Origin of the sequence: Archangium minus (genome assembly GCF_044360475.1) — a bacterium.
Lineage (GTDB): Bacteria > Myxococcota > Myxococcia > Myxococcales > Myxococcaceae > Archangium > Archangium minus.
This window is the reverse complement of record NZ_CP043494.1, coordinates 13,177,217-13,202,718: the sequence shown is the minus strand read 5'-3', so window position 1 is coordinate 13,202,718 and position 25,502 is coordinate 13,177,217. Positions and strand designations below refer to the sequence as shown.

The following is a 25,502-nucleotide window of genomic DNA, read 5'->3' as shown; positions in this document are numbered from 1 at the left end:
CATGATTTCCTGGTTAACAGAACGGTCACGGACCCCCTGTGACCGGAACGCGGTTCCGTCTTCGTTCACCCTTGCCCCTCTGAGATTCCATGAAACTGAAAAGCATTGGCGTCGCTGTTGGTGGCTCCCTGCTCACGTTCGGCCTGGTTGCGCACGCCGCTGTCATCTTCCACAACACCGGTACCCTCTCCGGCTGGAATTCCATCAACAGGGAGCACAAGGGCTCCGTCAACGAGGTGACCAACGTCACCTACGAGGGCCCGACCGCGCTCAAGATGACGCAGATCTACGATCCCTCCTACAGGGGCCGCTATCACTCGGAGGTCGTGAAGCACAACGTGTACCGTCGCGGTGACACCGGCTTCTACGGCTTCGCGTTCCGGTTGCAGCAGGATTGGCAGTTCCAGCCGCAGTCGTACAACCTGGCACAGTTCATCGCGGATTTCGGCGATACCGGCTGTGACGACTACATGCCGTCCAGCATGGTCTGGATTTCGGGCAATCAGCTCTTCACGCGCGTGAAACATGGCGAGGTCTGCGGCGGCCAGAAGACCGAAACGTTCGGCAACCTCGCCACGGTCACCGCCGGGGAGTGGCACAAGATTGTCATCCAGGCGAAGTGGGCGAGCGACGGCACCGGCTTCTACAAGCTGTGGTTCGACGGCCAGAAGGTGCTCGAGAAGTACAACCTGAGCACCACCGTCAACGACGACCGGTACTTCCAGTTCCGTGTCGGCCTCTACGCGAATGGCTGGTACGACGACAAGTACATGCAGGGCAGCCAGGGGACGCGCAGCGTCTGGTTCGACGAGATCGGCGCGGGCACGACCTTCGCCGACGCCGATCCCGCTCAGTGGTAGCGCCGCGTCCGGCCCCCGACTCCAACTCCCACAGAGGGCTGGTGCGCGTCAGCTCCACTCGGGGTGCTCAGGCCGCCACCGCGGACACGAGCAGATACTCCGCCTCCAACCGGACCGGCCCACCCTCGGGCGACACCATGCGCTCGAGGGTCGCGAACATCTCCCCGGCCCGCTCTCCCGCCATGTGTCCCAGGGCCACGTGGATGGGCGAGTGCTCCTTGAGGAACGCCGTCATCTGGGCGGGTGAGTCGAAGTGCCAGGGCAACGTGCGCCGCTGGACCTCGATTCGCGTGAAGCCCTCGCTCAGCCAGGAGCGCACCTGGGCTTCCTTGCCCCAGCTGAGCGAGTCCGGCCCTTCCGTGGGCGAGGGCGGAAAGAAGGGGCGTAGGGCGTCGGTCATCCGCGCCATGACCCCATCGTTCGTCCAGGCCGTCAGCGCGAGCACGCCTCCGGGCACGAGCACCCGGCGCAACTGGGCCAGGGCCACTTCCGGCCTCGGCACGAAGATGACGCCGAAGGCGGAGAGGGCCACGTCGAAGCTGCCAGCGGGCAGGGGCAAGTCCTCGGCGTTGGCCTCGAGCCATTCCACGCGCGGCCCCGTCCGCTCCCGTCCGAGCTGCACCATCCGGGGCGACAGGTCGCACGCCGTCACTTTGGCGCCTCGTTCGGCGGCGAGCCAGGCCGCGTTGCCCGTGCCGGCCGCCACGTCGAGCACTCTCCGGCCCGCGACCGGCTCCACCTTTGCGATCAGGGCCTGTGAGGCGGGCATGAGTCGTCCGGCCAGTCCCGTGTAGTCCCCGAGGCCCCACATCTGCCGGGCCCCCTCCGTGCGCGTGTCGGTCGTTCCCATGGGCGTTACTGTATACGCAGTTGCATCTGCCGTGTCATGAAAGGAAGGGTCCTTCTCCGCGGACGGCATTCCCGGGGCCGTTGACCAGGGCTGGAGTGCAGGTCCCCCCTGTGGCTGTTCGGAGTGCGAGGGGACAGGCGCGTCCATGGCCCACCCGTACAGTTCTTGTACGGGGGCGCGGGCCCCACTGTGATGACATGTCTTATGCCATCGAATTGCCTGATGACCTGTTCGCCTTGATGGAGGAGTTGCCTCGGAACACGTGCGTGACCATCCACCTGATGCTCGCGCGGATCGCGGAGCTGGCGGCGCTCTGGCCCCCAGGTGACGAGAGGTGGACACAGTTCGTCTACCAGGACGACCTGGGGCTGCGCTTCTACGTGCAGGGCTGCTGTGTGCGGCTCTACCTGGAGCCTGAAACGAGGCGCGTCGTGGTGTGCGGGATTGGTCGTGTTCTCGTCACCTTGCCCGAGGAGTTCTTCGACTTCGAGACCAGCGCCGAGGGCTCACCTGCACAACAGTAAGCACCTGAGGTGGGCCGCACTGTGCGGAGCATGGTGGCGCAGGCGGGACATGCTGCGCAGACGGCCGGGGGCGCGTTCGTGCTTCACCGTGCCCTGGGTGTGCTCCCGGCGCGATTCAAGCACGCGCGTCAGTCCATCGTGGGGGATGTCCAAGGTTGTAAGGCTTACTGCCCTCGGGGGCAGGGCCGCCCACCGCCGACACGTAAGCCCTTGGAATCACAGACTCTTGGGCGGGACAGGCCCTGGCACGCGGACTGCTATAGCCCTCTGGCACGAAGTCAGTGGGTGGTTCGGGGCAGGACGGGCGGGTCGGGGCAGGACGGGCGGGTCGGGGTCGGTCGGTTTCAGGGGGGATTCAGGGGAGGGACACTTCGGGGGAAGTGGGTCTGGGGAACGAGTCGGGGAGGGGTCGCGGGGGCGCGGCTCCTCCCCGATTTGTTTTGGGGCCCGGTCCACGGGGGCTGCGGCACGAATCCTTTGACATCCTTTCGGGATCGCGGGAAACCAGCTTTTTACAGTCTTCCCGGATCTTCCCGGCCGCCGTCACCTGGCGCAGAATGCCAGGTGAGCCGGCCAGGGGTCCGTGTGACACCCGAGGCGGCCAGACGGCAGCGGAGGCACAACGGATGGAAGTCAAAGGCGTCGCGTTCCTGGCACGGCAGGCCCAGGCGGAGCAGTCCTTCGGGAGGGAGCGGTGGCTCGCCTTCCTCGCGGAGCAGGCGAAGCGGGATCCCATCTTCGCTCAGCCCGTGCTGCCGGTGACGCGCATCCCGGTGGAGGCCTTCCTGCGGCTCAACGACGCCATGACCCAGCACTTCTACGAGGGGGATCCTCATGCCTTCTGGAAGTACGGCATCAAGTCCGCCGAGTACGCACTGGGCCAGGGTCAGCTCAAGGCGCTGTTCAGCAAGGGGGACTACCGGCGCTTCGCGCTGTTCACCCCAGGCATCTGGAAGGGTTACTTCACCCAGGGCGATCTGACGGCGAAGGTTCAAGGCACTGAGGTGGAGCTGCGCATCATCGGTGTGCCCCGGCCCCACATCTACTTCGAGCTCTCGGTGATGGGCTTCGGGTACGGCGGGCTTACCTACCTGAGCGGCAAGGAGATTCCGCACGAGGTGGTCAAGGGCTTCAGCCGGGGTGACCAGGAGGTCCTCTACCGCTTCACCCTGCCCGCCTGAGCGGGAACTCCTGTCCACGGGCCGTAAGGCTTACTGCCCTCCAGGGCAGGGGCTCCCACCGCCACGACGTAACCCCCTGAAATCACACGCCTCAGGCCAGAAGAGACCCTGGCACGCAGCCTGCTATAGCCCTCTGCCGGGAAGTGGGTGGGTTGGGGCAGGACGGGCGGGTCGGGGTAGGACGGGCGGGTTGGGGCAGGACGGGCGGGTCGGGGTAGGGCACTTCTGGGGAAGTGGGTTGGGCAACGCGTCGGGGAGGAGCTGCTGGGGCGGCTCCTCCCCGATGTGTTTGGGGCTTACGGGCGCTCCAGCGCTCCCAGGTCCATCCTCGCGCCCACGGCCACTCGAGCCTTCGGCTTGTAGGCGGCATCCAGCTGGTACTGGACGGGGTGCCCGCTGGCTGCGGCCGGCCCGCTCTGCGCCACGTCCAGCACCGCGCTGCCCGCCAGCGGCACCAGCGTCTTCATGTCGATGGGCGGCGTGGTGCCGGTGATGAGGTTCTCCTCCCCGTTGAGCTCTCCCCCCACCGTGTGCCACGGGCCCGCGTCGCTCCACTTCGCGTCAATCCAGTTGAGCCCCAGGTTCACGATGCCTCCGGACGGAATCCCCTCGGCGTTGTCCTGCTTCTCGCGCATGCGCGGGTATTGGATGGCCGCGTCGAACACGAAGATGTTGTTCCACACCTCGGCCTTCTCCTCCGTGGTGGACAGTTGGAAGAGCACCGCGTAGCCGTCACCCGTGAGGTGCACGGTGTTGTTGAAGAAGTAGAGCGTGCCCTTGCGGTAGATGGCCTCGTTGCCCGCGTGGTCTCCGCCGTAGTGGATGGTGGTGCCCTTGCGCCCGTCCTTCACAATCTGGTTCCCGTACACGAGCGTCGTGCGGTACGCGGGATTCGCCGTGGCCACCGGCGAGTAGTCCTCGGCCTCCACCAGGTCCAAGGCCCGGGCTCCGTCCTCGATGCGGTTGTAGCGAATCACCGGCCCCACCGAGCGGTCCTTCAGGGCATTGCCCAGCGCCCCCTCGCGCAGCGGCCCGTAGTGGTTGAACTCGTACGTCACCCCCACGCTCTGGATATAGGTGTTGTGCACCAGGTAGCTGCCGGCGACCCCGTTGCCGTGCATGTGGTTGCCGGCGATGCGCAGGTTGCGCGTCACCGCGAAGTCACCGTCGTCCGTGGAGCGGCTGAAGATGGCGTGGGTGCAGTCGGTGATTTCGTTGTTCGCAATCACGATGTTGTTGCCGCGCTCGACCCACACGCACGCGCCGAACTCCACGTAGTTCTTCCGCACCCCCTTGGAGTCGGTGAACTGGTACTTCGGATGGGCGCCTTGAATCCGCAGCCCGTCGATCTGGATGTTCTTCGGGAAGGCCGTCCAGTCCTGGGCGTACAGGCGGTTGATGACGATGACCGAGCGGGACTCGTGCAGCTCGTGCCCGTAGTCCAGGCCTCGGCGCGCCACCGCGTCCTGACCGCTGATGACGGGGCGCTCGCCATTCGGCCCCGGCACGCCGCACACTCGCACCGGCGCATCCTCCCGCGCCTGGGCTGCCAGCAGAATCTTGCCGCGGTAAGGCGTGGAGCGGTGGAACACGCGCACCGTGTCGCCCGCGGCCAGGCTCTCCCACGGAACCTCCGCCAGCGAGGCGAGCTGTCCTGCTCCGGGGCCCACCTGGTAGTCCTTTCCCTTCCCGGAGGGCTCGCAGGGCCGCAGCGACAACTGCGCGGGTGAGACCTCGGGCGACGTGGGCGCGGTAGGCGCAGGGGGCGTTACGGGCGTCTGTGTTTCAGGCGCACCGCTTCCCTCGTCGCCGCCTGGTTCATGGATGTCAACAGGGCCTGCTCCTCCACCACACGCGACCAGGATGCCGCAAAATATCGCTGTCTTGACTCGCATGAGGGTCTCCGTTTCCAAGCAAATGGAACGCGTTCCAGAGGGGAGATTTCCGCCTCGTGCTTCATGGACGCTCGGGGTTCGCGGTTCTTGCACGGAAATCTGAAGAATCGGCTGCCCCCGGGTTGGGGAGGGCCGTCGGTGGAGCCTCGGTAAACCTGATAGCCTCGATGTCGTCGAGGAGAGGGCCCTGGGACGGCGATGAGGCACCCTGGAGAGAACACCATCCTTGCCTTCGTCGAAGGGCGGTTGCCGATCGTCGAGGCCAACGCGCTCGACGCCCACATCGACACCTGCGAGTCGTGCCGCTCACTGGTTGTCGCGGCCGCCAGGGCGTCGCTCGCCACGGGAAGCAAGGATCACGAGGTCGTCCAGGAGCCCGCCTCCGGCCTCGCACCGCTCGAGCACGGCGCGCGGTTTGGTCGTTACACGCTCCTCGACGTGCTCGGCAGGGGCGGAATGGGCATCGTGTATGCCGCGCACGACTCCGCGCTCGAGCGCAAGGTGGCGCTCAAGGTCCTGCGAGGTGAGCTGGCCGCGCGCATCGGGGTGGACCTCGCCTCGGCCCGGCTCCTGCGCGAGGCGCGTATCGCCGCGCGGCTCTCGCATCCGAACGTGGTGACGATCTACGACGTCGACAAACACGACGGGCAGATCTTCATCGCCATGGAGTACGTCGACGGCCAGCCGCTCTCCGCCTGGCTCAACGAGGGCCCCCATCCCACCCGTGCCATCCTGGAGCACTTCGTGCAGGCGGGGCGAGGACTCGCGGCGGCCCACGCAGCGGGCCTCGTCCACCGGGACTTCAAGCCCGCCAATGTGCTGGTCGGCAAGGACGGCCGCGTCCGGGTCACGGACTTCGGCCTCGCAGGTGGGTGGACGAGCGAGGAGTCCTCCGGAGCCGGAGCCACCGGCGGCGCGCACGCCTTTGAGGGGACCCGAACAGAGGGGCTGCTCGGGACGCCGTATTACATGGCACCGGAGCAGCACCGCGGCGAGCGGGCCGGTCCGCTCGCGGATCAATTCAGCTTCGGCGTCGCGCTCCATGAGGCGCTCTACCGGCGCAGGCCCTTCGAGGAGAAGACCCTCGAGGAGCTCGCGTTGAGCAAGGAGCGAGGCCCCGTGGAGCCATCCATGAGCGGAGAGGTGCCGGAGCGTGTCCGGCGCGCCGTGCTTCGCGCGCTACGCCCCCGGAAGGAAGAGCGCTTCGCTTCGATGGACGCGTTGCTCGCGGAGCTCGCGCCGAAGGAGTCCGTGCTCTCGCGCAGGGTGGGCCTGGGCATGGGCCTCCTCGCGCTCCTCGGCCTGGGTGCGATCGGGGCCCGTGCGCTTGGGACGCCGAGCCAGGTGTGCTCGGGTGGGGAACAGAAGCTCGTCGGCGTCTGGGACGCCGAGCGCAAGCGCACGATGCTCGAGGCGTTCCGCGCCACCGGTGCTTCCTTCGCGGAGGACGCCGCTCAGCTGAGCGCGGCGATCCTCGACGGGTACACGCGTGAGTGGGTTGAGGCCCGCAGGGACGCGTGCGAGGCGACCCAGGTGCGCAAGGAGCAGCTCGAGGCGCATCAGGCACTCCGGATGATGTGTCTCGACGAGCGGCTCGAGGAGGTGAAGGCGCTCGGGACGTTCTTCACCCGGGCCGACAAGGGCGTCGTGGAGCGCGCGGTGGAGGCGGCGCGTGCCCTGCCGCCCCTCTCCCGCTGCGCCGACCTCCGAGCGCTGAGCGAGAAGGTGCCACCACCGACGGAGCCCGCGATCCGCGCGAAGGTGGAGGCACTCGGCGTGAAGGCGGCCGAGGTCCATACGCTCGTGAACGCGGGAAGGTACAAGGAGGCCCTCGCGCTGTTGCGCGAGCTCCGTGCGCAAGCGAGTGCCACCGGGTACCAGCCCCTGGAGGCGCAGCTCGCCGTGCTCCAGGGCGAAGCCGAGGAGCAACTGGGAGATGGGAAGGCCGCCGAGAAGTCCCTGCGTGAGGCCGTGCTCGCGGCGGAGGCCGGGCGCGATGACGTCACCGTGGCGCGGGCCTGGACGAAGCTCGTCTTTGTCGTGGGCAGCAGGCTGTCGCGTTTCGACGACGCACTCGCGCTCGAGGCGCACGCGCGTGCCGCCATCGTCCGCCTCGGCAACGCCGAGCTGGAGCGAGCCCGGCTGCTCGCGAGCCGCAGCGGCGTGCTGCGGTTCAAGGGGGACTATCAGGCGTCCTTGAAGGACGCGCAGGAGGCGCTCGCGATCCAGCGCCGGCTCCTTCCCGAGGATCATCCCGACCTGGCGCAGACCCTCAACGATGCCGCCAGCACGTGCACGAGTCTCTCCCTCTACGACGAGGCTCGCGAGTACCACGAGCGGGCGCTCGCGATCCGCGAGAAGGCCTTCGGGTCCAGGCACCCGAAGGTCGCCATCTCGTTGTTCAACCTGGGCCTGGTGTTTCAAATCACGGAGAAGTCCGAGGAAGCCGAGGCGCGCTACCGGCGTTCCCTGGAGATCATGGAGCAGGCCTCGCTCGGGGAGCACCCCCTGGTCGCCAGGCTGCTGATGGCGATTGGCAGGCTGGAGATCCGCAGGGGTGAGGAGGAGCGTGCGTTCCAGGTGCACGAGCGCGCACTCGCGCTCGCGGAGAAGCTCCACGGCCCCGAGCACCCGGATGTCGCGATGGCTCTGCTGCCCCTGGGCCCGTTGCTCGCCAACAGGGGTCGGCTCGACGAGGCGCTCGCCGTGCTCCACCGCGCGCGGGCCATCACCGAGAAGGCGCTCGGCCCCGACCACCCTGATTATGGCCAGATCCTCTTGGATCTCGGCTTGCTCCAGGCCCGCGGGATGCAGTACGCCGCCGCGAAGGAGTCCTTGGAGCGGGCCAGGACCATCTACGCCCAGGCGTTCGGCCCCGAGCACTTCTCCGTCGGCTTGTGTCTCGACAACCTCGGCCAGGTCCTCTTCCAGGAAGGCCGCCATGCCGAGGCGCTCGCGACGCACCGCAAGGCGCTCGCACTGTACGAGCCGAGCTTCGAGCCGGACAGCGCCGACAAGGCCGTCATCCTGTTGAACATCGCCGAGGCGCTGATCGCGCTGCGCCGGTACGCCGAGGCGCTCACGACGGCCGAGCGCGCCCTCGCCGCACAGGAAAAGGATTTGGGGCCCGAGAGTCCCATGCTCGCTTCCTCCCTGAGCGCCATGGGGGTGGCGGCATTCCACCTCGGGCAACTCGAGGTGGCCCGCGCTTCGCTGGAGCGCGCCGTGACGCTGCGGGAGAACGGTTACAGCCGCGAGGCGCTCGCCCGGGCCCGGCGCTATCTGGCCCGCGTGCGCGCGAAGTCCCGGTGAGAGAACGCCCTCACTCGTAGAGGGAGCTGGGGTGTTTCATGGCCGTTGCGGATGCCGTGTATCATGGGCCCCGTGCTTCCCCAGGCTCCCCTCTCCCAGGCCTTCCGCGAACGCCTCTCGTCCGCGGCGGCGGCGAAGCTCGGTGACATCGGTGCACTGGAGCACCGATTGCGTTCGCTGCTCGATGAAGCCCGTCGCAGCCTCCCAGCCCTCACAGTGGACGAGGCGGCGTTCGTCGGCCACATGGCGGAGCGGCTCTCCGATGAAGGGGAGCTCGACGAGGCGCTCTCCTGCGTCCAGGTGCGCGATCTCCTGCTCGCCTTCGCCTGCCTCTCGGGCGACGCCCTCGCGCTGAAGGAGTTGAGCCAGCGGCTGGACATCGAGGTGCGCGCCGCGATGCGGGGGTTGGGCGCCGAGCCCGAGCTCGTTGACGAGGTGAGATCCGTGCTCGGCCACAAGCTGCTGGTGAGCGACGGGGAGGCGCCGAAGCTCGCGACGTACACGGGGCTGGGGCCGCTCGCGGCGTGGCTCCGAGTGGCCGCGATGAGGACGGGGATCAGCCTGCGCAGGGGCACCCAGCGTGAGGTGCGGACGGATGAGCAGACGCTGCTGGATGCCATGGATCCCGCGTTGGATCCGGAGGCGCGGCTGATGCGCGAGCGCCACGCGGAGCTGCTCCGGTCGGCCCTGCACGAGGCCATGGCGGCGCTGTCGACGCGCGAACGCAACCTCCTGCGGATGTATTACGCCGAGGGAATCAAGCTCGACAAACTGGGGGCCATGCACCGGGTGAATGCCTCGACGATTTCCCGATGGATTGCGCGAGCGCGTGAGGAGGTGCTCGAGCGCACCCGCGAAGCGCTCGGGGCCCACCTGAAGATGAACACCTCGCAGGTGGAGAGCGTGCTCGGACTGGCCCAGTCGCTCGACATGAGCCTGGAGAGCCTGCTCCGCGGCCCGGCCGACTGAGGCGAGTTGCGGGCTCGGCTCTTCAATGGCCGAGCCCTCCATCTCGTCGGGCTGCTTCCAGGGCTTCGGCACGCCTGAGCAGTTGATGGGCTGTGTCATTCCAATCAGGGCCAACGAATTGCAGATCCGAAGCAGCCCTGCGGAGCAGCGCTGTGTTGTCGGGCTCCTGTAGACAGGCCAGTCTGTACGCCAGATTCCTCATCCAGACTGGGACGAGAAGCAGGTCCCGTCCCAGCGCGCTGTCCAGAAAGCCCAAAATCTCCTGCGCCGAACTGAAGGTCAGTTGCTCGATGAGGCGATACTCGGCCTCACTGCGTTCTGGCCCAGGTTCCGGAGGGAGCGAGTCAAACAGTTCAAGAAGGGATGCCATACGTGGCGGGTCAATTCGTTCAATGCCGAGGATTCTAGCGGTCCATGCGCCTCCAGGAACCCGAAGAGGCTGAGAAGGTGCTGCCCCTCACGGAACCGTGGCCTCCGGTGCATGCTGCTTCAATAGCGCATCCAACTCGGCCAGGGCCTTGGCGTAGAGGATGGGGGCGCGGGAGAAGGTGGCCTGTGCCGAGTGGGCGAGCTTCAGGGAGCGTTCCGGTTGCTGTCCCGCATCCCACAGGGCTCGCGCCATGGCGAACTGCGCGGAGGCCCGGTAGGCCGGACGCACCGGATGGCTTTCGACGACTCGCAGCACGCGCTCGAGGACGGGGATGGCCTCGGTGGCCCGTCCCAGCCGCTGCAACGCCTCGCCCTTGCCCTCCAGGGGCAGCACGCCGATGGGTGAATCCACTCCCATCATCTTCTCGAAGAGCGCCAGCTCCTTCTCGAAGATGGCGAGCGCGCGGGCGGCCTGGCCTTGCGCGAGGTAGCTGCTGCCGATGTTTACGCGGATGAGGGCCGTGTTGATGTGCTCGGGGCCCAGGTTTCGTTCGCGCAGATCCAGCGCCTGCTGGTGCAGCCGGAGCGCCTTCTCGTACTGACCTCGCGCATCGTGCAGATCCGCGAGCCCCACCAGGGCCCTGGTGTACACGTGCTCGTGCTTCTTCGGGTCCTTCTTCGCCAGCTCCACCACCTGCTGGAAGGTCCGTTGCGCCTCGGACAGCTGCTCCAGTGATGTCTGGGCCTCCGCCACGCTCACGAGCGCCTGCATCAGGTACGGGCTCTCCGGGCCCATCAGCTCCCGGAAGCGGCGCACGGCCTCGTTGTAGTGCTTGAGCGCCGCGGCCTCATGACCCTCCGTGGCCTCGAGGTCTCCATAGGAGATGTGGAAGTGGGCCCATTCCTCCGAGTCACTCCTGTACGCCTGCTGGCCGATCTCCCGCACCCGATCCAGCAGGCGGCGCGCCTCGGCGTTGCGCCCCTGGAGGGCATAGATGTTCGCCAGGTTCATCAGGGGCTGGGTGAGGAACGGGTGGCCGGGTCCGAGGTTGTTCTCGCCCAGGCGGACGAGCGTCTCGAGCGCCCGCAGGGACTCGTCGACACGGTCCAGGTTGCCCAGCGCGGCCAGGGAGTTGCTGGCGTAGCGCAGCGTCGTCGCGTGCGCGGGGCCGAGCGTCTGCTGCGCTAGGACGAAGGCCCTGTCGAAGGACTCGTGGGCCTCGGCGAACCTGCCCTGGTGGTAGAAGGCCAAGCCCTGGTTGTTGAAGAAGGTGGCGCGCAACTCTCCGCGCTCTCCCATCCGGTCGAGCAAGGCCTCCGCGAAGTGCTTCCAGCGATCGTTTTCCTCCTGGGGCCCGTGCTTGCTGTAGTAGCCCATCAGCCGCACGGCGGCTGCCGTCCGGATGCTGTCGTGCCGCGAGGCGAGTGCGAGCACGAACGCCTCGGTGAGCATCTGGGGGACGTCCTGGTTCTGGCCGGAGATGATCTGCGTCCAGGCCTGCATGAAGAGGGCCTCGGCTTGGATGGGCTTGTAGTCAAGCCTTGCCGTGCTCGTGGTCACTGCCGTGGCTAGCGTCAGGGCGTCCTCGTACCTGCCAGCCTCGGTGAGCGCCTTGACGCGAGCAAGCTGGGCGCGGGCGGTCGCTACCTCCTGGCGCGTGGTGGCATCCTCGGGCGGCTTCACCTCGGCCATCAAGGCCTCCACGTCCGCGCAACCCTGGAGAGGACGCAGGGCACTGGCGGCGGAGATGGCTTTCTCCACCACGGTGGGGTTGGCGTCGGTGAAGACCTCGGTGAGCGCGGCCAGGTCCTGCCGACGGTTCTCCAGGCAGACCATGCGCAGAGACATCACGTCTTCGGACTGCTCGCCGCGGATGCGTGTGGCCTCACACGTTTCCCGATGCATGCCCGTCCACGCTTCGGAATACGCGTGCAGTGACTTGCGGACATGCTCCCAGGTATCCCGGGCATAGGGGAGGCCCGTAGCGAGGAATGCCTTCTCGATGGCCTGTTGGCGTGAGTTATCCCAGATGCCCGTCAGCTTTTCTGGCGCACTCGTGCACAAGTGGGTGTGCTGCTGGTTCCAGGCGTCGTAGGCCAGCAGACCCGAACAGGTGGCGAGGATGAGCATCGCGGTCGCGGTGAGCCACCACCGGCGCACGTGGGCGGGATCTCTCGCGAGGAGGGCCAACAATGCATCCAGGGAGTGGTAACGAGCCTCCGGCTGAGGGTTGAGCGCGCGCAGCAGGACGTGGTGTACCCAGGAGGGGACCCTGGCATCGGGTGGAGGGGATTTGATACGAGCCGCCAGCACATTCTCCTCACGCACGGCGAAGGTGTCCCCCTCGAAGGGAAACTCACCATAGAGGGCCTCCCAAAGGGCGACAGCGAAGGAGAACTGATCGCTGCGGGCATCCACGGCGGTATCGCGGAACTGCTCGGGTGCCATGTATGCCGGTGTCCCGAGAATGGCACCCTTTCGTGTCAACGGCAGTCCCAATGGATTGGAGGACGCATCGGGCTCATCAACGATTCCAACTTCAGAGGAGGGCGGCTTCAGCGCAGGGTCAGTCGTTGCTTCACTTTGGCGTGCCAGGCCAAAATCGGTCACTCGTACCCGGCCATTGTGATCCACGAGCACGTTGTCTGGTTTGAAGTCGCGATGGACCAACCCGGCCGCGTGTGCCGCCGCCAGACCCTTCCCGGCGGCCAGGTACGCATCCAGAACCGCGCGCCAGGAGGGCGACGTGCTTTCACACCAATGCCGCAACGTCTGCCCCTGCACGTACTCCATGGCGATGAAAAGGGAGCCATCCTCCAGAGGACCTACGTCATAGACGGCGACCACATTGGGATGTGAGAGACGCGCCATGGCCATCGCTTCGCGTACCTGACGGGCCTTCCGGTCACTGTTGCCTCCCACGGAGTCTCGCGTGTAGCGCAGCAATTTGAGCGCCACGCGCCTGTCCAGCCGGGTGTCGTAGGCCGCGAGCACTACGCCCATGCCTCCCTGTCCGAGTTGGTGGAGCACGGTGTAGCGTCCCCCCGGGGTTCTCCCTGGGGCCAGCGCGTGGGAGTCACCCTCCGTGGACATCGCGGAAGGCAAATCGGGAGCTTTCGGCTCCACAGTGCTTGTCTCCCCCATGGCATCGAAGCCCAATCCGGCCCTCCCCCCATGGTCCTGATTGCCCATGTGCAAGCCTCGCTCACGCGAAATACAATGAGAGCTTAGCTGATCAGCACGGAATGCGTCGTGTTGCCGCCTTCTCAGGTGAGCAGCGCGCGGCGCTCGGGTACCTCGAACCAGCGCAGCAGGAAGTCGATGAACACTCGCGTGCGCAGGGGCTGGTGTCGGCGCGCCGGGTAGAGCAGGTACAGCGGCATGGCCACCAGCTCGTACCCGGGGCACAGGCGCACCAGCGCGCCGGACTCGAGATCCTCTCGTACGAGGAAGAGTGGCAGCCGCACCACTCCGGCCCCCGCCAGCGCCACGCGCCGGATGGCACTGTAGAGGCTGATGCGCAGCCGGCCTCCCACCGTGGCCGTCTCCGTGCGGCCCTCGCGCTCGAACAGCCACAGGGCATCATCCCGGAAGTGCGGGTTGTGGATGCACGGGACCCGCTCCAGCGCCGCGGGCGTGTCCAGCGGTCCGTGCGCCGCTACGAACGACGGGCTCGCCACCACCACCTCTCGCACCACCCCCAGCGGGCGGGCCACCAGGTGCTCCTCTAGCGCTCGGGTCGTGCGCAGGGCCACGTCGTACCCCTCCCCCACCAGGTCCCTCCTCACCACGCTCAAATCCAGCTCCACCTCGACGTGGGGGTAGAGGGCTTGGAACTCCAGCACCAGCTCGGGCAGGAAGGTCTCTCCGAGCGTCGTCGGCGCGGTGACCCGGAGTCGTCCCTCCACCTCCGTCGTGGTCGCCGAGACCGCGCGCTCCGCTTCCAGCAGCATCTCGCGCAACTGCCGGCAGTACTCCAGGTAGAGCCGCCCCGCCTCCGTCAGCGCCAGCCGCCGTGTCGTGCGGTGCAGCAACTGCACGCCCAGCGCCTTCTCCAGCTCCGCCACCTGCTCGCTCACGTGCGCCTTCGAGCAGCCGAGCTTCTCCGCCGCTCGCGTGAAGCTGCCCCGCTCCGCCACCGTGACGAAGGCCAGCGACTGATCGAACCGTCCGAACATTGTCTTCATCCGCGAACAGTGTTTCCGCCCGGGACCCGTTTATCCCCAGGCCTCCCCAGGCGCATTCTCCCTGACACCTGAGCATTGGTTCGCATCATCGAACAAAACGGAGGCAGTCATGAAGGTTCTTCTCGTTGGAGCCCACGGAGTCATCGGCAGCGCGGTCGCCCGGGAGCTGGGCGCCCGTCACACCCTCGTCAGCGCTGGCCGCAGCAAGGGGGACGTGAAGGTGGACATCACCGACAGCGCCAGCATCCGCCGCATGTTCGAGCAGGTGGGCCGCGTGGACGCGGTGGTCTCGGCCGCTGGAAACGTGCACTTCGCCCCGCTCGAGGACATGACCGAGCAGCACTTCGACATCGGCTTGCGCGACAAGCTCATGGGCCAGGTGAACCTGGCGATGATCGGCCGCGCCTGGTTGAACGACGGAGGCTCCATCACCTTGACGGGCGGCATCCTCGCCGAGCAGCCCATCCGCAACGGCAGCTCGGCTTCCCTGGTGAACAGCGCACTCGAGGGCTTCGTGCGCGGGGCCGCCATCGAGCTGCCGCGAGGGCTGCGCATCAACCTGGTCAGCCCGAACGTGGTGCAGGAGTCGCTGCCCCAGCTCGCCCCCTTCTTCCGCGGCTTCGAGGCGGTCCCCGCGGCCCGCGTGGCCCTCGGCTACAGCCGCAGCGTGGAGGGCCACCAGACCGGGCAGATCTACCGCGTCTTCTGATTCGCGCTGGCCTCGGGGGCCTCTGGCACCGTCTGCGTCGAAGTCTTCGCCGTCGGCTTGTCTTCCGTCGGCTTCTTCTCCTTGAGCGTGCCCAGGCTCGTGCTCCACCACTCCGGGCACAGCAGCAGGAAGAGGCCACCAAACGCCACGAGGCCCATCAGGGAGACAAGAATCACTTCGTCCATTTGATTCTCCACGCCGTCCTGGCTCGAGGACGGCCCATAGGTCTTCAACAGCGGAAAGGGTTTGAATCCAGACGTCCGAGGTGCTCAGTCCTTCTCGACGTCAATCATTGTCATCATGCCGGCCTCGGCATGCTCGAGGATGTGGCAGTGCATCATCCAGCTGCCAACGTCCGTGGGGACGAGCGCGATGTCCACCTCCTCGCGTCCGTGGACGAGAACGGTGTCGCGGAAGAACGGCTCGTTCACCGGCACGCCATCGCGCGCGAGCAGCCGGAAGAACATCCCATGCAGGTGGATGGGGTGCAGGCGCGCCGACTCGTTCACGTACCGCAGCCGGTAGAACTGGCCCTGCTTCAGCGTCAGGCCCGCCTCGTGGGCGTGCTCGTGTCCCGCGAAGGCCTTGCCGTCGATGGTCCACTCGATGCCGAGCGGGCCTCCTCCGCGCGCGTTCAACCGGAAGGTGTGGTGCTCCGGTACCTGGAGCCCTTCCTTCCACGCGGGCACGTGGGCGCGGGCCGGTGAGGCGAAGGCCGGCGTGTCCACCATGTCGCCCTCGAGCAGGATGCTCGCGAGGAGGTTGGGCTGACGGGCGTAGAACCGGTCCACGACGCGCAGGGGCTCCCCCGAGAGCTGGTTGAAGGTGAGGTCAATGTCCACGCGGTTGCCGGGAGCGAGCTCGAAGCGCGAGGGGTCGATGGGCTCGCGCAGGTACATCCCATCCACCGCGATGACCTTGGCCTGGAGGCCCGAGAAGTCCGGCGCCACCACGCGCCCATTCGAGGCGTTGAGCAGCCGCAAGCGGATGCGCTCGCCCGGGCGTACGCGCAACACCTCATCGGTGCGCCCGTTCACCGTGATGACGTTGCCCCACCGCCCGTCATGCGCGAGGTCATGCCGCGTGTTGAAGCGCGGGAAGATCTGCCGCGTCTCGTCGAGCAGCCAGTCGTCGATGACCCACACCACGTCGCGGCTGTACGGCGGCGGCTCGGCGTCCTCGACGATGAGCACGCCGTAGAGGCCACGCTCCACCTGCTCGCTGCTGCGCACGTGCGGGTGGAACCAGAAGGTGCCGGCGTCCTTCGGGGTGAACTCGTAGACGAACGTCTCTCCCGGTTGCACGGGCTTCTGCGTGGCATGGGGCACGCCGTCCATGGCGTTGGGCAGCCTTACGCCGTGCCAGTGGATGGTGGTCTCCTGCGGCAGCCGGTTGGTGAAGCGAACCCGCAGCGTCTCGCCCAAGCGGATGCGCAACTGTGGCCCCGGCACCTGGCCGTTGTAGGCCCAGACGCGCAGCGCCTGGCCGTCGATGAGAGGCACCTCGGTGGGCTCGGCCACGATGTCGAAGGTTCGCACCGTGCCGAGCGGACGGGCTTCCAGCGGATAGGCGCCCTCGAATTCGCGCAGGGCCCGCTCGGCCTGGGGCGGCTTCTTCTCGCCCGACTGGCAAGCTGAATGAAAGAGGAGGAGGAATGCGGCGGCCACGAGGGCTCGCGCGCACCCGGATGGTGTCAACACGTGAGTCGCGCTCCAAAGCGGAAGGGAATGACTGGCCGGAGCGGAACGGCGCGCCCGGCCCCTCAGGGCTCTCCAGCGGCAGAGGGGCAGCGCGGCGCACATGCGCCAGGCCACGCCTCTCCCGTTCGGCACAGCGCTCGGGGCCTCGAGCCTCCTCTCGCTAGGGCAGAGGAAAGACGAGGCACCCGGGACGTGCGCCGGGAGCGCTCAAATGAGGAGCGAGCGGACGCGGAGGAAGACAGGTGGCCCCTGGGCGTGGGGCGTGTCCCAGAGAGCGAAAGAGCGGCGCTCTCCCCCCTCGGGAGCCGAGAAGGAGAGCCTCAGCGGCGGCGGGGCCGGTGGGACCGCGACGGGGGAGGCGTGGCTGGAGACGTCCACGACGGCAGGGGCGGGGATATCCCGCTCCAACGCGTCGCAGCAGTCCTTCCGCAACGCCGTCTCGTCGTGTGAGACCTTCTCCGCCTTCTTCCCGTCGTGCGGGCAGTCGCAGGCGGTGCGTGTCGCGGCTTTCTTCGGACAGAAGTGCGCGAGCCCCACTCCGCTGGCAGCGGCCTGCCAACCGAGGAGAAGCGCGAGCGTGAAGATGCGAAGAGCCAGCGACACGGTGCCCATCCCTATACGTGGGTCGAGTACCGGCCGCAACCGGACCACCACGCGGTGCTATTCCGCCGAAGCTGGGCGCCTGTCCTCGAATGCACGGTGGGACGACTCAGGCTTGCCTACCTGGACGCCTGGGCGCTCCTCGGCATCCGGCCTCTTCTTCTCCTTGAGCGTGCCCAGGCTCGTGCTCCACCACTCCGGGCACATCAGGATGAAGAGACCGCTAAACACCAGCATGCCGAGTACAGCGACCCACACCACTTCCACGGATTCCCCCAGTCCGTCCTGAGGACGGCTTCAGACGTCCTCTTGAAAACAAGCGCAACGCGCCAAATCACGGCTCCGTGTCCCACCCGTTCCCAGACTGGCTATTGGGACGGAGTAGGCCCGCTGGAGGGCCCTCTGTCCGGCGTGAGGGGAATCTCCAGGGTGGCCGTGGCGCCCTGGCCTGGCCCCGCGCTCTCCAGCGTCAGGCTTCCTCCGAGCATCTGTGCCGCCAGTGCGCTCGAGTGCAGGCCAAAGCCGTGCCCGTCCTTGCGCGTGGTGAAGCCGTGCGAGAAGAGCTTCGCCTGGTTCTCCGGCGCGATGCCGCTGCCATTGTCCACCACCTGGATGCGCGCCTTCCCATTCCCGGCGGTGAGCCGCACCGTCATGTGCCGCTGTCCCTCGGGCACCGTATCCAGGGCGTACTTGGCGTTGCTGACCAGGTTGATGAGGATTTGCAGCACCTTGTGCTTGTCCAGCCGCACCCGGGGGACGCGCAACACCTGGAGGTTCACAGCGATGCCGTGGCGCTGGAGCGCCGCATGTTGGATGCGCAGGGTCTCGTCGACGAGCTGCCCGAGGTCACACTCCTCGAGGAGCAGCGAGGTTTTGGCGTAGGTCTGCTGCACCTGGACGATGGCGCGGATGTGCTCGACGTGCCTGTTCATCGCCTCCAGGCTCTCCTGCAGATGCGTCTGCTCACCCAGCAGCTCTTTCGAGAGCGCGGAGAGATAGTCGATCAGCTGCTCGCCGCGTGGATCGTTCGTGAAGAAGTCTCCCAGTTTCCCACGGTGCTCCTCGAGCAGCGCGGCCACCTGCTTCACTCGGGTGACACGAGAGGCGCCCACCGCCTGGCGTGTCATCTCCAGGTTGACCACGGCGCTGGTGAGGACATTGCCCACGTTGTGCAACACATTGGAGGCAATCTCCGTCATGCCCACCGCACGCGCCGTCTCCACGAGCTGGGCCTGCGTCTGCTTGAGCTCCTGGGTGCGTTCATCCACCCGGCGCTCCAGCTCGTCCTTGGCGTGGCGCAGCGCGGTCTCCGTGCGCTGGACCTCGTCATAGAGCCGCGCGTTCTCGATGGAGATGGCCGCCTGCGAGGCGATGTGTCCGAGCAGTGCAATACGGGCGGGCGTGAAGGCCTCGGCGGCGAGGCGGTTCTCCAGGTACAGCACGCCGGCGAGTCCCTCCTTGCGCAAGAGCGGCAGGCAGAGCACGGACCGGGCCAGGCCGCACTCGAGGTAGGCATCGGAGGAGAAGGGATGGGGCCGCGAGGCATCGCCGATGAGCACGTGCTCGCAGGTGCGCCGGACGTAGGCGAGGAGCGTCCAGGGCAGGCCATCGGAGCTTGCGTCCTCCGGGAACACCTGGAAGCCGCCTTGCGAGTCATGGGAGATGGCGGCGATGCGGAGCGAGTTGCCATGCGGGAGCAGCAGGGCCCCGCGCTGGGCACCAGCGTTTTCGAGGGCCACCTCCATCAACGTGGTCACCAGCCGCTCCAGGACGATTTCCCCAGAGATGGCTTGCTGGGCCTTCACCACGGAGAGCGCGTCGAGCTGTGTCGAGCTCGTGTCGTGGGAGGGAGCAGCCGCGCTCTCCGCCACGGTCGCGAGCGAGGGCCACCACGTGTCCAGGTGCTGAACCTTGCCGTGGGCGCCCCACTTCCGGTACGCGTCGCGGGCCTCGCGGGCATACGGCAGGGCAATGGTGGAGACGCGCCGCTCGCGCCAGAACCGCGCCGCATGCTCGGCGGCGAGGCCGACGTTCTGGAGGAAGCCACTCTCCCGGGCGGCTTGGAGCGCCTCGTCATAGGCATACGTCGCCTCGTCTCGCAGCCCCTTGCAGCGGGCCAGCTCCGCGGAGACCAGCCGTTCGACCGCGCGGAAGTTTTCGGGACAGTGGCTCGCCCACTCCGCGAGTTGCGCCTGGTGCCGCTGCATGGCCTCGAGGTACTCGCGCTGTTTCTCTGGAGGCGCGGCCTCGTAGCAGGCGGCCAGCGTCAGGGCGCTGTAGAGATGGTAGTCATACAGCTGGATATGGCCGGCTGAGGACCAGAGGAGCTTCTCGGCCCGGGCCGACGCCTGGCGCGCCTCCTCGTACGCGCCGCTCATGAAGCGCGCCTGCATCTTGAGAATCCAGTACCAGCACACGGTGGTGATCATGGAAGCCGAGGACAGGTGGGCCTCGAAGGCCTCCTCCTCGAACTCCTCACCGCTCAGCGAGCCGAACACGGGGGCGAGCCCGCGCAGCTGCTGCATGTAGCGCTGGATGTGATGGATGATCTCCTCGATGCCCCGGTAGCCCACCTTGCGCACGAAGTCGATGCGCGCGACCGACTCCTGGTAGACCTCGTCCAGCGAGTGCCCCATGAACAGGGCGTTGGTGACGGTGTGGTTGCAGCTATAGCAGGCCGTCTGGAAGTCACCGGCGGGGACCGCGTGATGGAAGGCTTCCCGGATGAACTCCTGCGAGATGGCCATGGGCAGGACCCAATAGCTGACCATCTCCATGCCGTAGAGCGCCTTGCCCCGAGAGGCGGAGAAGTTGTGGCGCTCGACGAGCTCGCGGGCCAGCAAGCCGAAGGCCTGTCCCTCCCGGTACTTCTTGAAGCAGTGCCCCTGCATCAGCCCGAACCAGGCGTACCCGTTCACGGCGGACTCGGCGTTGCCATGGCGGAGGCAGAGGCTGACCATCCGGCACAGGTGCAGGACGAGCAGGTTGAGGTCGGTGAAGAGCGCCGGTGCGAACAGGGCGGAGAGGATTTGCATCGCCGCCTTCGTGTTCGGATCCGTCATGAGCGGGAGCTCGACGAGGCTCTCGATGGAGCGTCCCCCCATGAGCGCCCAGACCTCCTCGTTGGCCGCGACCACCTCGTCCCAGGAGGGATGGGGCGGCATGGGCATGCCGAGCGCGGCCAGTCCCTCCAGCAGACACTCGGCGGCCACCTGACTCTCATTGCTGGTGAGGTGGATGTCGTTGCGCAGACAGGCGACCGCGGCGATCTCCGCGGGGGTACGCGCCCGCGGATGGAGCATCCCCGCGAGGTGGCGCGCCTCGGCGGGGTTGCCGCTCATGAACTCGCTGATGGCGCGCTGGAGGTGCAGCTCGAAGGTGAAGGTGTGCTTCCGCTCCCAGCCATCCTTCGGAAGCAGCTGGAGGGCCGCCGTGAAGTAGGTGACGGCCGAGCGGTGCGCGGTCGAGGCCTGTGCCTTCTTGCCCGCCTCGGCGTTCAGTCGTGCCAGCTCGTGGCGCTCCTCTGCATTGGAGATCAGCTCCGCGCCAGCGTTGAGCTGGTTCACCACATCGAAGAGCCGCTCCCGCATCTCCTCCGGGGACAGGCTCGCGCGCAGCAGGCGGCCAATGCGCAGGTGGACGGCCCTGCGCTGCTCCTCGGGAATGAGGGCATAGGCGGCCTGCTGGATGCGGTCATGGATGAAGCGGTACTGGTCCAGGCCGCTGCGCATCAACAGGCCATCTTGCAGCGCGGGCTCGAGCCCCTGCTCCACCTCCTCCACGGGCTTGTCGGAGATGATGGACAGGGTCGGGAGCGGGAAGTCATTGCCCACGCACGCCGACAGGCTGAGGAGGTGCTGCGTCAGGGCGGGGAGCTGGCGCAGCCTGCCCGCCATGAAGTCGACGACGTTGTCGGAGTAGCCCTTGGCGCGGACGCCCTCGGCATCCCAGCGCCAGGAGCCCTCGGGTGTGCGGGTGAGGAGCCCATCCTGGTTGAGCGTCCGCATCCACTGGATGAAGAAGAAGGGGTTGCCGCCAGTCTTCTCGTGAACCTGGGCGGAGAGGGGCTCGATGAGCGCTGGGCTCGCGCCTGGGAGCGCGTCGGCAATGAGTCGCTGGAGCTGTTCGAGGCTCAGTGGTTCGAGCCGGATGTCCATCACCCGGGCGCGCTCCTTGAGCATCTCCTGGCGTGCGAGCATCAGCGGGTGGGACGGGGAGACCTCGTTGTCGCGGTAGGCGCCGACGAGCAACAGCGGTGGGGTGTCCGGGTGGGTGATGAGGTGCTGGATGAGGCGGAGGCTGGCCGAGTCGGCCCACTGCAGGTCATCCAGGAAGAGGACGAGGGGGTGCTCGGAGGTGGAGACGGCGCCGAGGAAGCGCTGGAAGACGCGATTGAAACGCGTCTGCGACTCGGAGGGAGGAAGCTCCTGGAGCGGAGGCTGCTTGCCCACGACGAGCTCCAGCTGCGGCACCAGCTCCACGAGGAGCTGTCCGTTCCCCGCCCACGCCTCGTGGAGGCGCTCGCGCCAGGCCTCGAGCTCCGAGTCGGTGCCGGCCAGCAGTTGCTGCACCAGCCCGCGGATGGCCTGGGCCAGGGTGGCGTAGGGGATGTCTCGCTGGAACTGGTCGAACTTGCCTTGGATGAAGATGCCGCGCCGCTGCACAACCGGCCGGTACAGCTCGTGGACCACCGCCGACTTCCCGATGCCCGAGTAGCCGCTCACGAGGACCAGCTCCGGGCTTCCCCCTTGGGAGATTCGCTCGAAGGCGCTCATCAGGGTCGCGACTTGTACGTCTCGCCCATAGAGCCGCTGGGGCATCTGGAAGTGGGGAGGAACGTCGTGCGCGCCGAGCGGAAACTCCTCACTCACGCCCCGGCGCAGGTCGTCCCGGCACCGTGTCAGGTCCGCCTTCAGGCCATCCGCGCTCTGGTAGCGCTCCTCGGCGACCTTGGCCAGGAGCTTCATCACGATGGCGGATAGGACAGGGGGAAGGCCCGGGACGCGCTCGTGAGGAGGCCGAGGGAGCTGGGCCATGTGCGCGTGGAACCACTCGAGCGCGTCACGACCGTGGAAGGGCAGCGTGCCGGTGAGGAGCTCGTAGAAGGTCACGCCCAGCGAGTAGAGGTCGCTGCGGTGGTCCACGGAGCGGTTCATGCGACCGGTCTGCTCCGGGGACATGTAGGCCGGGGTCCCCTCGATGAGGGGGGTGGAGGCGGCGTCCACGTGCTCGACGGTCTGGAGGAGGGCGGTGCCGAAGTCGATGATGCGGGTGTCGCCCGAGGGAAGCAGGACGATGTTGGAAGGTTTGAGGTCCTTGTGGATGACGCCGTGGCGGTGGATGTCGGCCAGGGTGGAGGCCAGGGAGATGGCGAGCTCCAGGAACTGCGCCACGTCCATGGGACGGCCGACGCAATCGGACAGGGCCTTGCCGCTGGCGCCCTCCAGCAGGAGCACGGGGCGACCCTGGCTCTGCTCGCACCCCAGCGTCTTCGCGACGCCGCGCACGTCTCGGAGCCGGTGAAGGATGGCGTGCTCGCGCCGGTAGCGCTCGACCTCACGAGCGCCGGTATGCGGCGTCACCGGCATCTTGACGACGACAGGCAGGCGGTCGTCATCACGGAGCGCGTGGTAGAGGATGCTCGCCCCCGTCGACTTGAGCGTGTCGAGCAGGGTGTAGCCAGGGATGTTTGCCATGCGCACCGTCAGGGGTTGAGGCCAGAATCCCCCCGAGGAGGGTGGCAAGCGACCGCACCTACCCACGGAGGAACTTGGATCGGCCCAAGTGATTACGAGCGCTTGATTCTACCAGAGAAGATCTTGAATTCCCCAAAATCTTCAAACTGATACTCCTCGTCCAAAGAGTTGGCTCATGCGTGCTAGCGATTAAGACATCTTGTCTGGATTCAATCAGGCGTGCTAATCATCGGGGGCGCTTCAGCGGCCCAACGCTCTCCGAGCAGGGAGCCTCGCGTGCTGTTGGCGTCCACCTTTGTCCAAGGAATTTCACGCGGTAAGGACAGAGGAGCGGGAAAAATTCCACGTGCGTGGGGGTTAAGCCGGTCCTCGCATGTCAGCATTGAACTTCCGGCCGCCTGCCTCCCTGGCCCGTACCACGCTCATCCACATGGGCGTGCGCATCGGCGTCATCATTCTTCTGACCACCCTGGTCAGCTACCTGCACATGTTTCACACGCTGCGTCAGGACGCGCTCGAACAGCTGGAGCGGCACGTCGCGGAGCGCAGCCAGCGGGAGCAGACCCTCTTCGTGCTGGCGGAGGACAACCACGCCCTCCTCAAGAAGGCGCTGGAGGAGCGCATTCAGGCTTGGAGCCAGCAGGATCCCAACCCCCGCTTCGAAAGCCTGTTCACCCAGCAGCCTGACGGCTCCGTCCGCTCGCGCGCGGAGGGCTTCGACGCGACGAAGATGGTGGGCGTCTTCATCCCCCCAGGCGTGAAGCTCGATACGGAGCTGCGCCGTCGCATCCTGGCCGCCTACGACGTCCTCGCTCAGTACGGGCCCGCCTTCTCGACACGCTTCAACAGCACCTACATCACCCTGGTGGAGGGGCCGTGCCTCTCCTACTGGCCCTCCATCCCCAACTGGGCCCAGGACATCCCGGCGGATGATCCAACGCTCGAGTACGAGTACTACACCATCAGCACACCGGAGAAGAACCCGAGCCGGGAGACGGTCTGGAGCGGCATCTTCCAGTATCCCGTCACGCAGCACTGGATGGTCACGGTCACGACGCCGCTGGACAGGGAGGGCCGCCATGTCGCGTCCATTGCCCATGACGTCCTGCTGGATGAGCTGATGGGTCGCTCCATTGAGGACCACCTGCCCAACACCTACAACCTGCTGGTGCGCGATGACGGCCAGCTCATCGCCCATCCCGACCTGGACCTGCAGGGAGCCAATGTCGGCTACAACATCCTGGGGACGGCCCTGAAGCCGGGGGAGGTTTCCCCGAAGCTGACGTCCGAGGCGCAGCAGACCCATCTGCGCAGCCTCTTCGAGACGGTGCGCAACCGCACCTCCGACGACAGCCTCCTGCAACTGCCGGAGTATGACGAGTACCTGGCCGTGGACCGGCTGGAAGGGCCGGAGTGGAACTTCGTCACGGTGCTGCCCGGGAGCGTGGTGACCGCGGCGGCCTTGCGGTCGGCGCGCTATGTCCTGCTCTTCGGCCTGGTGTCGCTGCTGCTGGAGCTGATCATCATGTACCAGGTCCTCCAGCGACAGATTGCCCAGCCGCTGCTGAACCTCATTCAGGCAGCCCATCACGTGGCGTCCGGTGACTTCCAGGTGGCGCTGGATTCCTCACGGCGTGATGAGCTGGGGCAACTGGCAGGGGCCTTCCGGACCATGTCCGACCAGGTGCGGCAGCGCGAAGAGCAGCTGCGGCAGGCCAACGACAGTCTGGAGCAACGCGTGGAGGAGCGCACCCGGGAGCTGAAGACAGTCCACGGGCAGCTCGTGCAAACGGCCCGGCAGGCGGGCATGGCGGAGATCGCCACCAACGTGCTGCACAACGTGGGCAATGTGCTCAACAGCGTCTACACCTCCTCGCAGTTGGCGCGGGACAGGGTGCGCGAGCTGCGGCTGGAGCACGTGGGCAAGGTGGCCTCCCTGCTCGAGGAGCACCAGGCGGAGCTCGGCACCTACCTCAGCCAGGATGAGCGCGGACGCAACGTCATGCCCTTCCTGAACAAGCTGGGGAGCAACCTGCTGGATGAGCGCAAGGAGATCCTCTCGCTGCTCGAGGACGTGGGCCGGTACACGGAGCACATCGGCGACATCGTGAAGGTGCAGCAGAACCATGCCCGGACCCCCCGGTTCAGCGAGCCGGTCTCCCTGGCGACGCTGGTGGACGACGCGCTGCGCATCAACTCGGCCGCGCTCACCCGGCACCAGGTGAAGGAGGTGCGTCAGCTGCGCTTCCTGCCTCCGGTGATGATGGACAAGCACAAGGTGTTGATGATCCTGGTCAACCTCATCAGCAACGCCAAGTACGCCATGGATGAGACACCGGCGGAGCAGCGCATCCTGACCGTGACGCTGGACACCCCCGTGGCAGACCGCGTGCGCATCGAGGTTCGCGACAACGGCATGGGCATCCCCCAGGAGCTGCTCACGCGCATCTTCCAGTACGGCTTTACCACCCGTAGGGAGGGGCACGGCTTCGGCCTGCACTCCAGCTCGCTGGCGGCGCAGGAGCTGGGCGGCACCTTGTTGGTCCACAGCGAGGGGCCTGGGCGCGGCGCCACGTTCACCCTGGAGCTGCCCTATCAACCCATCCAGGAGACACCCCATGCTTGAGCTCGGGCCGGGGTAGATGGGTC

15 protein-coding genes are annotated in these 25,502 nt (G+C 67.1%); 7 read left to right on the top strand and 8 right to left on the bottom strand.

Features of this window, described 5'->3' with window-relative positions:
- Positions 1 to 89: 89 nt before the first annotated feature.
- A complete protein-coding gene (locus tag F0U60_RS54590; RefSeq protein ID WP_395812549.1) occupies positions 90 to 860 on the top strand; it encodes a polysaccharide lyase in 771 nt (256 codons plus the stop codon).
- Positions 861 to 927: 67 nt separating this feature from the next.
- On the opposite strand, the gene F0U60_RS54585 is transcribed toward F0U60_RS54590, so the two are convergent.
- A complete protein-coding gene (locus tag F0U60_RS54585; protein WP_395812547.1) occupies positions 928 to 1,710 on the bottom strand; it encodes a class I SAM-dependent methyltransferase in 783 nt (260 codons plus the stop codon).
- Positions 1,711 to 1,907: 197 nt separating this feature from the next.
- Here F0U60_RS54585 and F0U60_RS54580 point away from each other — a divergent pair, with 197 nt between their 5' ends.
- Both F0U60_RS54580 and F0U60_RS54575 read left to right on the top strand, forming a co-directional pair.
- Entirely contained in the window at positions 1,908 to 2,234 is a 327-nt protein-coding gene (locus F0U60_RS54580) for a hypothetical protein (protein WP_395812545.1), read from the top strand.
- Positions 2,235 to 2,860: 626 nt separating this feature from the next.
- Positions 2,861 to 3,415: a hypothetical protein gene (locus F0U60_RS54575; protein ID WP_395812543.1), complete on the top strand. Its 555-nt coding sequence runs from the start codon at positions 2,861 to 2,863 to the stop codon at positions 3,413 to 3,415.
- Positions 3,416 to 3,711: 296 nt separating this feature from the next.
- Here F0U60_RS54575 and F0U60_RS54570 read toward each other — a convergent pair whose 3' ends face one another.
- Positions 3,712 to 5,310, bottom strand: a complete 1,599-nt coding sequence (locus F0U60_RS54570) for a hypothetical protein (protein WP_395812541.1) — start codon at positions 5,308 to 5,310, stop codon at positions 3,712 to 3,714.
- Positions 5,311 to 5,508: 198 nt separating this feature from the next.
- On the opposite strand from F0U60_RS54570, the gene F0U60_RS54565 reads away from it, so the two are divergent.
- Together F0U60_RS54565 and F0U60_RS54560 are read left to right on the top strand one after the other, a co-directional pair.
- A complete protein-coding gene (locus F0U60_RS54565) occupies positions 5,509 to 8,622 on the top strand; it encodes a tetratricopeptide repeat protein (protein WP_395812539.1) in 3,114 nt (1,037 codons plus the stop codon).
- Between the two features lie 63 nt (positions 8,623 to 8,685).
- Positions 8,686 to 9,591, top strand: coding sequence for a sigma-70 family RNA polymerase sigma factor (locus F0U60_RS54560; RefSeq protein ID WP_395812537.1), 906 nt, complete (start codon positions 8,686 to 8,688; stop codon positions 9,589 to 9,591).
- A gap of 457 nt (positions 9,592 to 10,048) precedes the next feature.
- On the opposite strand, the gene F0U60_RS54555 is transcribed toward F0U60_RS54560, so the two are convergent.
- Positions 10,049 to 12,991, bottom strand: a complete 2,943-nt coding sequence (locus tag F0U60_RS54555; RefSeq protein WP_395812535.1) for a tetratricopeptide repeat protein — start codon at positions 12,989 to 12,991, stop codon at positions 10,049 to 10,051.
- 236 nt (positions 12,992 to 13,227) lie between these two features.
- Positions 13,228 to 14,148 (bottom strand): LysR substrate-binding domain-containing protein, encoded by a 921-nt coding sequence (locus F0U60_RS54550; RefSeq protein WP_395812533.1) that lies wholly within the window; start codon positions 14,146 to 14,148, stop codon positions 13,228 to 13,230.
- A 109-nt stretch (positions 14,149 to 14,257) separates the two neighbouring features.
- Between F0U60_RS54550 and F0U60_RS54545 the strand changes: the two genes are divergently transcribed.
- A complete protein-coding gene (locus F0U60_RS54545; RefSeq protein WP_395812531.1) occupies positions 14,258 to 14,857 on the top strand; it encodes a short chain dehydrogenase in 600 nt (199 codons plus the stop codon).
- Here F0U60_RS54545 and F0U60_RS54540 read toward each other — a convergent pair.
- The 4 genes from F0U60_RS54540 to F0U60_RS54525 form a co-directional block, all read right to left on the bottom strand.
- A complete protein-coding gene (locus tag F0U60_RS54540) occupies positions 14,842 to 15,042 on the bottom strand; it encodes a hypothetical protein (RefSeq protein ID WP_395812529.1) in 201 nt (66 codons plus the stop codon). The genes F0U60_RS54545 and F0U60_RS54540 overlap by 16 nt on opposite strands.
- 84 nt (positions 15,043 to 15,126) lie before the next feature.
- Positions 15,127 to 16,557 carry a multicopper oxidase family protein gene (locus F0U60_RS54535; RefSeq protein WP_395812527.1) on the bottom strand — a complete coding sequence of 477 codons (1,431 nt, stop codon included), beginning with the start codon at positions 16,555 to 16,557 and terminating at the stop codon, positions 15,127 to 15,129.
- Positions 16,558 to 16,764: 207 nt separating this feature from the next.
- Positions 16,765 to 17,160 carry a hypothetical protein gene (locus tag F0U60_RS54530; RefSeq protein ID WP_395812525.1) on the bottom strand — a complete coding sequence of 132 codons (396 nt, stop codon included), beginning with the start codon at positions 17,158 to 17,160 and terminating at the stop codon, positions 16,765 to 16,767.
- A 365-nt stretch (positions 17,161 to 17,525) separates the two neighbouring features.
- A complete protein-coding gene (locus tag F0U60_RS54525; protein WP_395812523.1) occupies positions 17,526 to 22,853 on the bottom strand; it encodes an AAA family ATPase in 5,328 nt (1,775 codons plus the stop codon).
- Between the two features lie 373 nt (positions 22,854 to 23,226).
- Between F0U60_RS54525 and F0U60_RS54520 the strand changes: the two genes are divergently transcribed.
- Positions 23,227 to 25,479, top strand: a complete 2,253-nt coding sequence (locus F0U60_RS54520) for an ATP-binding protein (protein WP_395812521.1) — start codon at positions 23,227 to 23,229, stop codon at positions 25,477 to 25,479.
- The last annotated feature ends 23 nt before the right edge of the window (positions 25,480 to 25,502 follow it).